General features: G+C 44.7%; 11 protein-coding genes. All 11 read left to right on the plus strand.

Features of this window, described 5'->3' with window-relative positions:
• Window positions 1–87: 87 nt before the first annotated feature.
• The 11 genes from CXF65_RS07635 to CXF65_RS07685 all read left to right on the plus strand — a co-directional run bounded on the left by CXF65_RS07635 (window position 88) and on the right by CXF65_RS07685 (window position 13,992).
• Window positions 88–507 (plus strand): lysozyme inhibitor LprI family protein, encoded by a 420-nt coding sequence (locus CXF65_RS07635; RefSeq protein ID WP_025650587.1) that lies wholly within the window; start codon window positions 88–90, stop codon window positions 505–507.
• 451 nt (window positions 508–958) lie between these two features.
• Entirely contained in the window at window positions 959–1,390 is a 432-nt protein-coding gene (ndk, locus tag CXF65_RS07640; RefSeq protein ID WP_025650586.1) for a nucleoside-diphosphate kinase, read from the plus strand.
• Window positions 1,391–1,896: 506 nt separating this feature from the next.
• Window positions 1,897–3,081: a 23S rRNA (adenine(2503)-C(2))-methyltransferase RlmN gene (gene rlmN, locus CXF65_RS07645; protein WP_407074168.1), complete on the plus strand. Its 1,185-nt coding sequence runs from the start codon at window positions 1,897–1,899 to the stop codon at window positions 3,079–3,081.
• Window positions 3,082–3,377: 296 nt separating this feature from the next.
• Window positions 3,378–4,313 (plus strand): type IV pilus biogenesis/stability protein PilW, encoded by a 936-nt coding sequence (gene pilW, locus CXF65_RS07650; RefSeq protein ID WP_227523224.1) that lies wholly within the window; start codon window positions 3,378–3,380, stop codon window positions 4,311–4,313.
• The gene (locus tag CXF65_RS07655) at window positions 4,310–5,128 is read left to right on the plus strand and encodes a helix-turn-helix domain-containing protein (RefSeq protein WP_101211617.1); all 819 of its coding nucleotides are present in this window, start codon (window positions 4,310–4,312) and stop codon (window positions 5,126–5,128) included. The genes pilW and CXF65_RS07655 overlap by 4 nt, the downstream gene beginning before the upstream one ends.
• 61 nt (window positions 5,129–5,189) lie before the next feature.
• The gene (ispG, locus tag CXF65_RS07660; protein ID WP_025650582.1) at window positions 5,190–6,305 is read left to right on the plus strand and encodes a flavodoxin-dependent (E)-4-hydroxy-3-methylbut-2-enyl-diphosphate synthase; all 1,116 of its coding nucleotides are present in this window, start codon (window positions 5,190–5,192) and stop codon (window positions 6,303–6,305) included.
• Window positions 6,306–6,395: 90 nt separating this feature from the next.
• Window positions 6,396–7,685, plus strand: coding sequence for a histidine--tRNA ligase (gene hisS, locus CXF65_RS07665; RefSeq protein WP_025650581.1), 1,290 nt, complete (start codon window positions 6,396–6,398; stop codon window positions 7,683–7,685).
• A 49-nt stretch (window positions 7,686–7,734) separates the two neighbouring features.
• The gene (locus CXF65_RS07670; RefSeq protein ID WP_101211618.1) at window positions 7,735–8,526 is read left to right on the plus strand and encodes a YfgM family protein; all 792 of its coding nucleotides are present in this window, start codon (window positions 7,735–7,737) and stop codon (window positions 8,524–8,526) included.
• 186 nt (window positions 8,527–8,712) lie between these two features.
• Window positions 8,713–9,921: an outer membrane protein assembly factor BamB gene (gene bamB, locus CXF65_RS07675; RefSeq protein ID WP_101211619.1), complete on the plus strand. Its 1,209-nt coding sequence runs from the start codon at window positions 8,713–8,715 to the stop codon at window positions 9,919–9,921.
• A 522-nt stretch (window positions 9,922–10,443) separates the two neighbouring features.
• On the plus strand, window positions 10,444–11,865 hold the full coding sequence (gene der / locus CXF65_RS07680) for a ribosome biogenesis GTPase Der (RefSeq protein ID WP_025650578.1): 1,422 nt from the start codon (window positions 10,444–10,446) through the stop codon (window positions 11,863–11,865).
• Window positions 11,866–12,033: 168 nt separating this feature from the next.
• Window positions 12,034–13,992, plus strand: a complete 1,959-nt coding sequence (locus CXF65_RS07685; RefSeq protein WP_101211620.1) for a sensor histidine kinase — start codon at window positions 12,034–12,036, stop codon at window positions 13,990–13,992.
• Window positions 13,993–14,053: the final 61 nt, after the last annotated feature.

Consider the following 14,053-nt stretch of genomic DNA (forward strand, 5'->3'; position numbering starts at 1 on the left):
TAGACTTGCTAACATTATTTTGGTTTAATTCGGTGTATTATGTCATCAGTGGCTTTAATTTTATCAATACACGAAAAGGAAAACGTGATGAAAACGAATATTCTTAAGCATTCCGTTCGCAAGACGTCTTTAGCGCTGTTAACTTCTGCAGCTTTTATGATACCTATGCTTTCTTGGGGCGCTGAAAATTGTGATAATCCTAATAATGACTTTGATGGTTTGTACTGTTTAACAAAGGTATATTTGCAAGCCGATAAAGAGCTGAATAACTCTTATAATAAGTTGAGCAAACAGCTCAATAAAAAGCAAAAATCCACGCTAAAACGTGGACAACTGGCTTGGATACGTGAGCGTGATGATCGTTGTAGCTATCATGATGATGAAAATGGATTTTTTGTTAATATGGGCTGTGCCACTCGCACGACGACCAGTCGCGTTAACTTCTTAAATGAGCGGGTGCGTGAATGTAATGCGGGCAGTTGTCGAGACAGCCGCCTAGGCGAGTAGTTGTTTTTAGCCTTGCTTGAAAGCAGTGATCTGCATAGCTTCGTATTAACGAAAACCCTTAGCCTTATATGTTGAGGGTTTTTTCGCTAATAATGTTTGTATAGCGTTTTTGCTTAGCCAGTCCCATGCTTATAAAGGACAAAGATGGTCAGTGATTGGATAAGTAGGGTAAGTACCTGCTATTGACGGATACTTACTTTGTCTTAAGATATGCCGCCTTTATAAATTTACTTTTATGCAAGGTGCGGTCATAAATTAACCCTATCATTTATAGGCTTAATCATTATAATAGGCAGCAATCCGATGTTGGCGCTCATGTTTTCGTATTGATAAGCAATGAGTGGTTTAAACTAACCTATGTCAACATTGTGGTCAGAGATAAAATAACCCTTTTACTATTTCATTTCTTATTGAATTTATCATTTTATTTTTCATTTATTAGGAGCTTTTCATGGCTAACGAACGTACTTTATCTATCATCAAACCTGACGCAGTTGCTGGCAACCACATCGGCGCTATCTATAGCCGCTTCGAACAAGCTGGTCTAAAAATTGTTGCAGCAAAAATGATGCAACTTGATGATGAAAAAGCAGGTGGTTTTTACGCTGAGCACGCTGAGCGTCCATTCTACAATGACCTAAAATCTTTCATGATGTCAGGTCCAGTATTGGTATCAGTGTTAGAAGGCGAAAACGCGATCGCTAAGCATCGCGACATCATGGGCGCTACTAATCCAAAAGACGCTGCTGAAGGTACTATCCGTGCTGATTTCGCTAGCAGCATCGATGAAAACGCCGTTCATGGTTCAGATTCAGCTGAATCAGCAGCACGTGAAATCAGCTACTTCTTCAATGATGATGAAGTTTGTGCACGTACGCGTTAATATAGTAAACTAAATATAGGCTGTTACTGTGTCAGACTCGCTTAATGTACCGGCTTTGATGAGCTAGCTACGATTTGCGCTCGTCTTCCTTGTACCAGCTCTATATTTAATTCACTATTCAGCTATTATTAACAAAATTAATTGTTAATAACTGGTGTGAGAAGACGGCTTATATCTTATGGGTATAAGCCGTTTTAGCTATTATAATAATCTGTATTATTCATTGAAATCCTTAATGACTTGCCTCATTATTGGCTTTATGTAGCGTTATCAATCCCTTATCAGCATTCTTTTATCAAATTGCTGGCATTTATCAAAGTTCGGTATTCATAAATGCTCAGTGCTCACACCAGCATCGATAAAAAATACGCTCATAACGGATTGCTCATGCATTGCTCGTGGCAACATTCATACAAATAATTGCAGTGCTTATCTAAGCTTATGCAAAAAGGTTACCTATTATGTCAACTGTTCAAACACCCATCCAGCACGTACCTACTAAGCCTATGAGTAGTATTAAGCTAGTAGATGAAGCGCAGGCCAAGACCAATCTATTGGGGATGACACAAGCGCAATTGGCCGATTACTTTAAGAGTATTGGCGAAAAGCCGTTTCGAGCGACGCAAGTGGTTAAATGGATATATCAGCACGGCGTCACAGATTTTGAGCAGATGACCAATCTGAGTAAGTCACTGCGCGATAAACTGTCAGCCAATGCTTGCGTCGTTCCGCCAAAAGTGATTCATCGTCAATATAGTGATGATGGTACGCGCAAATGGGTGTTTGAAGTCACTGGCGGCTCTTTGGTGGAGACGGTACTGATTCCAGCAGATGACAGCAAAGTAAACGGCCGTAAGACTTTGTGCGTGTCTTCACAAGTTGGCTGTGCGTTAGATTGTAGTTTCTGTAGTACTGGCAAACAGGGCTTTGAGCGCGATTTGACGGCAGCTGAAATCATCGGACAGCTTTGGGTAGCTAATGCTTCTTATATGACTGATGAAAATGACAGTTTAGACAACGTTGATCATAGCTTGTGGGAAAATAACGTGACCAACGTGGTGATGATGGGCATGGGCGAGCCACTACTAAACTATAAGCCAGTGGTTGGCTCGATGGAGCTGATGCTGAGTGATCACGCCTACGGTTTGTCAAAGCGTCGGGTGACATTATCAACCTCAGGCGTCGTGCCAAAAATGTATCAGTTGGCACAAGATATCGATGTGGCACTGGCGATTTCACTGCACGCACCCAATGATGAGCTGCGTAATGAGCTAGTGCCGATTAATAAGAAATACCCGCTAGAAGAGTTGATGGCAGCCGCTCGCAATTATGTTTATGACGTGAATCCGCGCCATAAAAAGCATGTGACCATTGAATATGTGATGCTTGATGGTGTCAATGATAGCAACGAGCACGCTCATCAATTGGTTGCTTTACTAGGTGATTTGCCAAGCAAAATTAATCTGATACCATTTAATCCGTTTCCACATGCCAATTACGACAAATCAAGCAACAATCGTATTCATGCCTTTAGTGATATTTTGAGCCAAGCGGGATTTGTCTGTACGATTCGCCAAACCCGTGGTGATGATATTGATGCGGCCTGCGGTCAATTAGTCGGACAAGTGGCTGATAGAACACGTCGCTCAGCGGCGTGGCAGCAAAGTATCAAAGACCGTGAAAACGTTTAGGGTGATGCCGTTTGTAATATTAATGGTTTAAAGTAGCATGGATAGGGGCGGTATCAACCGTTTAGACTGGTGTCAATAATTAAAGACGATATGGATAAAAGTGATGAACAATCTATCAATTTCTACTCATTAGCTGTCTTTTATCCATCACAACGGTAATAAAATTGTAGTCACAACGGCTAATAATCATGAAGACCACAATTAATAGTAACTAAATTGTACTTATGGGGGCTAAATCTATTAAACTGATGCTTCTTTGATCCTCTGTACTGAACCACAGTTTTATGATGGCGGCTATGATGACTTCTAAAGATTCTTGTCAGTTCAAATATCAAAAACCCTTTCTTTCGGCATTCAAGCCGTTGATATCAGCGCTTGAGTCACTGACTACGCCAAAGCGTATGCTGCTGGCAAGTGCATTGGCAGGCTTGCTAGTGAGCGGCTGTCAAAGCACGACGACCAATGATCTAACGGGTAGCACCCCTTATCAAACGTCCACGCGACCGAGTGACAATCGCAACTTGGATCAACAAGAAATCGCTCGTGTGCGCACCTCGCTTGCTGCGCAATATATCCGCAAAAACGAGCTTGATACCGCGCAGCGTCAGTTAGAAAAAGCCTTTGCTGCTGATAGCCGTTACGCGCCAGCCTATGATATGATGGGCGTTTTGTTGCAGCAAGAAGGCAGCCGCATCAATCTTGAAAAAGCCGACCAGTATTTTAAAAAAGCCATCGCGCTTGATAAAGATTTTGAGCAAGCGCACAATAATTACGGCGTTTATTTGTCGCAAATGAAGCGTTACCAAGAAGCGGCGGCGCAGTTTGAAATCGCCGGTGCAGCATTGGGTTACGAAGGCCGTATTGGCGCGCTAGAAAACTTGGGTCGCACCTATCTGCAACTCAATGATCATCCAGCAGCAGCCAAAGCATTCTTGCGGGCATTAGATGGCAATCGCAATAGTATTATCGCCCATATTGAATTGGTAGACTTATTGCTTGAGCAGCAGCGTGTGCAGCAAGCGCAGCGGCTCTATGACGAGACTTTGATGCTGGTACAAGGGCAGGGTATTAGCCCACGCTTACTGTTGCAAGGCATCAAAATTGCCGCTGTACAAAACAACAAGACAACGCGCCAACAATTGGCACAGCAGCTTTTATCGGCTTACCCGTTAAGCGATGAGGCAAAACAACTTAAGACTTGGCTTAATAATCCAGAGGCACCATGGAAATGATCACCCCATCATCAAACACTCAATCTAACCCGCAGGGATCATTTGGTGCCGTATTGCAGCAAGCCCGAAAAAATAAACAAATCAGCTTAGAAGAGGTGGCAGCTGAGCTATTTATTTTAAAGCGTCATTTGCAAGCGCTAGAGAGTGAAAACTTCTCTGAGCTACCGCAAGCGGCTTTTGCTCGTGGTTTTGCGATTAATTATGCCAAATTTTTGGGCTTAGATCCGGTAAAAATAGCGAGCAGTTTCGATGCCGCTTATCCCAAAGAGCTAAAAGCCCAGTCGGCAAGCAATATAGACACGCCTTTGCGCCCAATGGGTACATTGCAGCGTGATACGCACAACCGTATTCGCTTTAACCCCCTATTAATCATAGGCGTTATCGCGCTAATCATCTTAGCGATATTTTTATTTCGTATGGTGAGCAATGCGAGCAAAGAGAATAACCAAGAGCCAGCGGCAGCTGTCGAGGATATCTCAGCCATAGAGCAAGCACAAGGTGCTGCAGTCAACACCGATGCCAATGGGGTCGGCGCGTCTGGCTCTGCACTAAATTTGGGCGGTGATGCCAATACCAGTGTGGCGGCTTTGGATATCAAGATTACGGATAATGCCGTTATTAGTATTACTGACGCTTCTGGTAGCAACTTGATGAATGGCGCGCAGACAGCTGGTGACTACCAATTGTCAGGCATGCCACCATTTAATGTGCAGATTGATAATGTCGATAACGTCAGCTTAATGCTCAATCAAGAAGCCGTCGCCTTAGATACCTATGCTACGGATAAGCAGGCCAGTTTTGAGTTGGCTCCTTAGTCTTTCTGCCTTTTTACCTCTTCGCCTATTGTTTTTTCAGTTCTGATTAAAGGATTTATGTATGTCAATGCCATCGCCTATTAACCGTCGTCTGACCAAAAAAATCTATGTTGGTGATGTTGCGATTGGTGGCGATGCACCGATTAGTGTGCAAAGCATGACCAACACCGACACCTGTGATGTGGCAGCGACCGTGGCGCAAATTGAGCGCTGCGTCGAAGCGGGCGCGGATCTGATGCGCGTATCGACACCCACGATGGATACGGTCAAAGCCTTTGGTGAGATTCGCAAGCTGGTCAGCGTCCCATTGATCGCCGATGTACATTTTGATCATAAGATTGCGCTAGCGGTTGCCGAAGCGGGTGCGGATTGTCTACGTATTAACCCGGGTAATATCGGTAGCGACGCCAAAGTACGTGAAGTCGTCGCTTGTGCCAAGCATTACAATATTCCGATTCGTATTGGCGTCAATGCAGGCTCCCTAGAAAAAGACATTCAGCGTAAGTATACCGAGCCAACTGGCGAGGCAATGCTGGAGTCAGCGATGCGTCATATCGATATTTTGGAGCGTCTGAACTTTGATCAATACAAAGTCTCGGTTAAAGCCAGCAATGTGTTTTTGACCTTGGATGCCTATCGTCTTATCTCTGCTCAAATTGACAATCCACTGCATTTAGGCGTGACCGAAGCGGGTGTCTATCGCACAGGCGCGGTCAAGTCAGCCATTGCTCTTGGTGGCTTATTGCTAGATGGTATTGGTGATACTATTCGTATCTCCTTGGCAGCAGAGCCAGAAGAAGAGATTAAAATTGGTTTTGATATTTTAAAATCGCTTAATATTCGATCTAACGGCGTGAACTTTATTGCTTGTCCAAGCTGCTCGCGTCAAGAGTTTGATGTGATTAGAGTGATGACTGCGCTTGAGTCGCGTTTAGAAGACATCCGTGAGCCGATGAACCTGTCCGTGATTGGCTGTAAGGTAAATGGTCCGGGTGAAGCGAAAGAAGCGGATATTGGTATTGTCGGTGCTGCACCAAAATCGTTGGTGTACCGTATGGGTGAGAAAAGCCATCTGATTGATACCGAAAATTTGGTCGATGAGATAGAAGGTATGGTTCGCGCGCACGCAGAAGAATTGGCCAAAAAACGTGAGAATGAAATTATTCGAGTAAAATAAGCTGGGATAATTCAGATTCCAGTAGCGTTCTTTAAAGCATGACAACAATAATAGAATACTTGTTAAAATTTTTAAGGATACAACCGTACCATGATTAAAGCTATTAAAGGGTTTAATGATATTTTGCCTGACCAATCCGCAAAATGGCTGCACTTAGAGTCGATATTGGCTGATGTATTGGGTAGATACGGTTATGAACACATTCGCCTGCCTATCGTAGAACAAACCGACTTATTTGCCCGTGCTATCGGCGGGGCAACCGACATCGTCGAAAAAGAGATGTATAGCTTTACCGATAAGTCCGAGCCACCAACGCCCTTAGCATTGCGTCCTGAAGGTACAGCTGGGGCGGTACGTGCAGTGATTGAGCACAATTTGCTGCGTGGTGATACGCCTAAGCTTTGGTATATCGGCCCGATGTTCCGCTATGAGCGTCCACAAAAAGGTCGCTACCGCCAGTTTCATCAATTGGGTGTCGAGAGCTTTGGCAGTGCGCTAGCGGATGCCGACGCTGAATTAATTGCTATGACGCATCTGATGTGGCAAGAGCTGGGTCTAAAAGATGAGATGCATTTGCAGTTAAATAGCTTGGGCGAGCTGGATGAGCGCCATGCTTATCGTGAGGCGCTGGTTACTTATTTAACGGACAAACAAGAGCAGCTAGACGATGATAGCAAACGCCGCTTGACGACCAATCCGCTGCGTATTTTAGACAGTAAAGAGGCGAGTACCCAAGCAGTATTGGCAGATGCACCAAAGCTGGCTGACTTCTTAGGAGCAGAGAGCGTCGCACATTTTGAACAAGTGCAAGCGTATTTGACCGACCTTGGCATCAGTTTTGAGATTAACCCGCATCTAGTACGCGGTCTTGATTACTATAACAAAACCGTCTTTGAGTGGGTCACTGACAAGCTTGGTAGCCAAGCGACCGTTTGTGCCGGTGGGCGCTACGATGGTTTAATTGGACAGCTAAAATCAATCGGTAGCGATAGTAGCAAGCCGATGAAGTCTGAGCCTGCGGTTGGTTTTGCCATGGGACTTGAGCGTTTATTGTTACTCATGGAAGCTGTCGCTCCGATTGCTGATGTGCCAGCTTGCGATGTCTTTGTCGTGGCTCATCCCGATGTTTATGGTGCGGGTATTGGCTATGCACAACGTTTGCGTTATAGCCGTCCAGATGTGCGGGTAAAAATGGCAAGTGCGACGAGTCTAAAGGCGCAAATGAAAAAAGCGGACAAATCGGGCGCTGCGTTGACGGTTATTATTGCGCAGCAAGAGCTGGATGATCAGACTATTAGCATCAAAGACATGCAGACAGGTGAGCAACAGACGGTCGCGCAGGATTGGCTATCGAGTAAAGAGCACTTTTCTCGTCACTGAACCGCTTTAGCATCAGCAACTTAATAACAATTTTATCAGGTAACTACCTATGGCTCTGACACCCAATTCGCCGAATGCAGACAACTCAATGCAAGCGTTAAAGCAATACGGCAGCTATATTGTCACTGCGATTTTGTTGGCACTGGCCGCTTATTTTGGCTGGACATATTGGCAGGACAATCATGCCCGTGTGGATACGGTTGCTGCCGATCACTATGCGGACATCCAGCGATTGAATGAAGAAGTCAGTCTGGCGTCACAAAATCCAGATTTAGAAGCAGAGGCAAAAGCAGCACTATCAGACAGCCGTACGCAGCTTAATAAAGACATTGATGACTTGGTCAGCACGCATGGTGACTCCGTCTATGCGTGGCAAGCGCTGATGATTAAAGCGCGTCAACAGGTTGATGGTGATGACTTTACAGGCGCAAGTGAGACGCTAAAAAAAGCGCTGGCAATCGATTTGGGTGATGCGGGTCTGACTGCGATTACTCGTCTGCGTTATGCTAAGACGCTATTGGCGGCTGGTGATGCAGATGCAGCCTTAGCCGAAGCCAACAACGATATGCCAAGCTCCTTTGAAGCCAGTCAGCAAGAGCTGCTGGGTGATATTTATCTGGTGCAAGACAATAAAGACTCAGCGATTAAGTCTTATAACAATGCTTGGGAATTGTTACGTAGTCGTCAAGAAACGCGTGCGGTATTGGCTTTAAAGATGGAAAGTTTGGGTATCGTGCCTGAGCCTATTGAGCCGCAAGCTGGCCTGCTGCAAGAGCCTGCTACTGCTGAGCAGCCATTAGTCATTGAGGAAAATACCGCTACCGCCGAGCAACCCTCTTAGTTTTAATGATTTATATCGTAACTCAAACCGTTCTACAAACTAAGTAGCGCAGTAAGTCAGCAGAGCAGTATTAACAGTCGGTACCAATGTAGCGGGAATGTACCGGACTTTTTTATTACTGCTCAATTGCCTATTTACTGATGGCTAATTTATTAATGATTAATTTATTTGTAGTGAGAACCTATCATGACTCAATCTATTCGCTCTAGCAACACGTTAAAGGCTAAGACCATCAAGACGACTGTCATGCACGTGGCTGTCATCGCAGCACTGGCAACGGCTGTCGTTGGCTGTAATCGCGGTATCAAACCTGTCGTTAACGATCCTGTAAAACTGGTGCAAATTGCTCAGCCTATTAGCGTGCTACAGCCTGTATTTAGCACTGATGTCGGTAACAGAAAAGCCAGCAAAAAAGACCCATTAGATTTACAGGTCGGATATGCCAATGGTCAAATAGTAACGGCATCACGCGGTGGTGATTTGACCGGCTTTAATAGCGCTGGTCAAGAGTCATGGTCGGTCAATGTCGGTGATCAAATCACAGGCGGCGTGGCAATAGATGCCTTGAGCCAAACTGCAATTGTCAGTACACGTAGCGGGCGAGTCATGGCTTTTGATAGTGCGACTGGCGCAAAACGCTGGCAGCAACAGTTATCAGGTTCGGTACTGTCACCAGCGCTTATTAGTAATAATCGGGTGATTTTGTCGGCCAATGATGGCTTCTTGCACGGCTTATCACTACAGACTGGTCAGTTGGTATGGCAGTTCGCCACTCAAGTACCTGCTATCAGTGTGCGCGGTAGTGCGGCACCGACGTTGTTAGATGAAAAAACAGCATTATTGGCAACGGCTGATGGACGTTTGCATGCAGTGACCACCGATAGCGGTCTACCGCAGTGGTCAAGACGTGTGGGCGTGGGCGCGGGCAGTAGTGAAGTTGAGCGTATGAGCGATGTTGACGGCAAGCCTGTCGTCAATAATAATCAGCTGTTTGCTATCAGCTATAGTGGGCAACTATTAGGGATTGACTTGGCGTCACGTCAAGTGATGTTTGTCAATGATCTTGCCAGCCTAAAAGCGCTAGCGGTAAACAATCAGCAAGTCATTGCCACCAGCTTAGACGGAAAAGTAGTCGCTTATGATCGTAGCAATGGTGAGATGCTATGGGAAAGTGAAGAGCTGGCTTATCGCCACTTAACCAACCCTGTCATGATTGGGAACTATATTGCAGTGGGTGATTATGATGGGGTTGTGCATTTATTTGACCCTGCTAGCGGAAAAATCGTCAGCCGTGTAGAGACCAAAGGCGCGCTTACCAACTTGCAAGCTCAAGGTAGCCGCTTGCTGACCCAAAGTACCTCAGGCCAAGTTGCTATCTGGCAATTAGCTCGCTAAGACTTGATGAACAGGCGCTTTATCAATGGTTTTTTTAAGCCTATGACTAAGCGTACTGTTTAATGTCGATGCTAAGAGATATAAACGCTGCTTTGTCAGCGTTTCATGCCTTGTGTAAATGGCTTGTTTAACGACAGGGTTTCGCGTACTCTATGCGACCGATGCGCTGTCGGCATTATCTCTATATAATAGCGGTAGGTAATGCCTATGTATGGTATCTGGAGACAGTATTCATAAATAATGCTGTCTCTAGGCATACCATCTATTTATTGCAAAATAGTAAATAATACCTTTTTATTGCTATAGTCGGTTTAATATAATTTAGAGACAAGAAAGGCGAGTGAAAGTACTACAAATAGTAGACTAAACGAGACTGACACCGTATCTAATTTATAGAGGATTGACTATATCGTTTTATATTTATCATTCATTTTAGTTTACGTTCAAGCACAGCATGTTTACTCGTATTATTAAGCGAGTAACTGTCTTGTCCGTCATTGTGCCCTTCACTGAGAGTAACCCATGAGTATCAAGCCTGTGGTCGCCTTAATTGGTCGTCCAAACGTCGGTAAATCTACCTTATTTAATCAGTTCACTAAAAGTCGGCAGGCACTGGTTGCTGATTTGTCAGGATTGACTCGTGACCGTCAATACGGCGATGCGGTATATGAAGGCAAAGCCTTTATCGTCGTCGATACGGGCGGTATTGGTGAAGCGGATGATGGCAGCGGCAACATCGATGACTACATGTCTGAACAGTCGCATACTGCCATTCACGAAGCGGATATCATTGTGTTTGTGGTTGATGCACGGGCTGGGATGATTGGCGCTGATGCCGAAATCGGTAAGTTCTTGCACACCCTTGGCAAGCCGGTCTATGTGGTTGCCAACAAAGTCGATGGTGTCCATGACTCTGCCCCTGCAGAATTTTATGCTTTAGGGTTGGGCGAGCCGTATCCGATGGCAGCCAGCCATGGTCGCGGTATCGGTAACTTGCTCGAAATTCTGACTGCTGATATGCCTGAACAAGATGCAGTGGTAGAGCCGAGAGGTTTAAAGCTTGCCATTATCGGTCGTCCAAACGTGGGAAAATCCACCTTGGTGAACCGTCTATTGGGTGAAGACCGCGTTGTGGTGTTCGATATGCCTGGCACCACGCGTGACAGTATTTATATCCCTTATAAGCGCGATGGCAAAGACTACGTATTGATTGATACGGCTGGTGTCCGTCGTCGTGGTAAAATCGATGAAAAAGTAGAGAAATTTTCAGTTATCAAAACCTTGCAAGCCATTGAAGACTCCAACGTCACGGTTATTGTCATTGATGCTCATGAAGGAATCGTCGATCAAGATTTGCATATGATTGGTTACGCCCTTGATGCCGGTCGTGCTTTAGTCGTAGCAATCAATAAGTGGGACGGTCTGACTCAAGATCAAAGAGACTATATCAAAATTGAGATGGATCGCCGCTTTAATTTTATTCCGTATGTAAAAGTGCATCTAATCTCAGCATTACATGGCACTGGCGTGGGTAATTTATATCCATCTATCCTGCGTGCTTATCAGTCCTCTATGTTTGAAGTGTCGACCAACCGTTTGACTCAGATTTTACAAGATGCCGTGACTGCCAATCCACCACCGACGGTCGCTGGTCGCCGTATCAAGTTACGCTATGCGCATATCGGTGGTCACAATCCACCCGTGATTGTCATTCATGGTAACCAAACTGGCTCGCTCCCTAAGAGCTATCAGCGTTATCTAGAAAACCAATTCCGTCAGGTGTTTAAGCTCGAAGGTACGCCGCTTAATGTGGTCTTTAAGCTCAACGAAAATCCTTACGCTAATAAAAGTGATACGCCAACCAAAGCAAAAGCGCAACAGTTACGTCAACGTGAGCGTAATCGAACGCAGAAGTTCACCACAAAAGATAAAAAACCGCGTTAAAACAACGGTTTTACCTGCCTTTAAATGTTTATAATTTTATTTATGAATATAGACTCACTGCAGCTTTGTTATAACAAGGCTGCAACACAGTATGTGCATGTTGCTCTTACCATATCTTACAAATACCTGTAGTATAAATAAACAGTCGTCTTAACTCAGTTGAGTGACATGAACAACCAACCGCTGCAAACCCTTCCTAAGCTTATCTGGCGCTCGGTCGTGCAAGCCATCATTTTGGCTGTATTGGCTGGTATTTTATTGTCTTTTATTTACGGTTTGGTGCATCATTATCAACAGAAGCATCGTCATATTCAGCAATTGGCCGCCTTACTGACAAGCAGTGCGTCGACAGTAGATGGTGCCGACACTGTTGCCAAGCAAGTCAGCATTCTGTTGGCGGCAGAACCAAATATCCAAAGCATCCTATTTTATTCAACGCCGCAGCCTATTGCTGATATAGATAGGTTCACCGCCTATCAGTCAAACGATGACTGGCAAAACGCTTTGTTTGCCAGTACGGTCAGCTTTAATTATCCAGTCATCAGTGATGATATCGTTGACGATAGTGCTGCAACGATAAACGCCACTCAGCAACCAAACACGCTTTTATCAGACAACACGCTTGAGCTGGCAGCCCCTGAAGCCTTAACCGATAATAGTGCCTTGGTTGGCTATATTAATATCACTTTAGATGTAGATAAGTTGCGGGCCAATTGGTTTCGTAGCAACCTGTTGTTATGGCTTATCACTACCATGCTCGCTATTATTTGGGCGCTATACATTCTGCGTAAGCTCAGCTGGCCTGTCAAAGACATCGCAGCGCTAACCGAGGTGTGTGAGATCGTTAGTAAGAACCCAGAGCTTGAACAGCTGCCAGTGATCCCGCAGCAGTTTGAGTTTCAAGAACTGGTGCAAATCAAACAGACCTTTATAACTTTGTTTGATCGCCTACAAGCGGCCAAACAAGACTACGAAGCCCTTGCCGTCTTTGAGCAGCAGCTACACCATAAGGACTTGTCTTTAGATGTGCAGTTGCATAACTTTCAAAGTATGATCACTCACGAATTAAAAACATCATTGAATGCGATTGTTGGCGGCTTGCATCTATTAGATGATGAGCGCTTAAATAATGAGCAAAAAGATGCGGTTGATATCATCCGTAATGGCAGTGAAAAATTGGTATTGTCGCTTGACCAAATCATTCAATTGAATCAAATACAAAAGGGTCAAGTTAGCCTACATTTTAGTGAATTTAACCCCTTACAGTTAATCGCTGATCTGTTAGCGGATGTTGAGTGTGCTGCTAAACAAAAAGGCTTGGCGTTAGTCAGTCATATTCACCATATAGACTATACGCTCGAAGGCGATGCGAGCAAAATAAAACAGATATTATCAATACTCCTGAGCAATGCAATTAAGTTTACACCAGTGGGACAAGTGAGTATCAGCTCGCAATTGACCCATTTTGACAATAGTAACCGCTGGCAAATTACTATCAAAGATACGGGGATTGGTATCGAGAGCGATTATATCGATGATATTTTTAATCCATTTTTTCAGATAGATTCCTCACAAACTCGGCAGTACGAAGGGACAGGTATCGGCTTGCCGGTGGTCAAACAAATCGCTCAGCTGATGAGTGCAACTATCGAAGTTGAAAGCGCTCTAGGCGTCGGTACGCAGTTTATACTCACCATTCCTCTACCCAAAAAAACCCACGTTCGTCAGCAAAAACTATTGGCTGGATTGGACGTAGTTTACTACTATGATCATGAAACGGGAGTTTTGGTAGATGAGCTTGAGCGTTTAGGGGCGACAGTCATCTGTCACCAGCATGAACATCTTGTGATCGAAGCACTGCATACGAAGAAAGTCGATATGGTGATGTTTGCAGAAGATGTGTCCGCAGGCATCGCTGAAGTTATCGCCAAGCGTATTCGCCAGTTTGAAAGCTACGAGAGTGAGAACCGCGCGCTATTGGTCTACTGGTACGCGCCGCATCAAGCGCAATACTTAGACAGCTTTGAGCATGGCTTAAAAGCGGCTGGTATCGATTACTGTTATAGCGCAGCTTATGAAGATAAAGCCTTAAGTAATCTGCTGAAAAGTTGGCTAATATGGGCATAGCTTATCTCAAAAGTGGCTTACTTCAAAAGTATTCACTTTGAGCTTAATTGCTTTAAAAGCA

This window comes from Psychrobacter sp. Sarcosine-3u-12, assembly GCF_002836005.1.
GTDB lineage: Bacteria > Pseudomonadota > Gammaproteobacteria > Pseudomonadales > Moraxellaceae > Psychrobacter > Psychrobacter okhotskensis.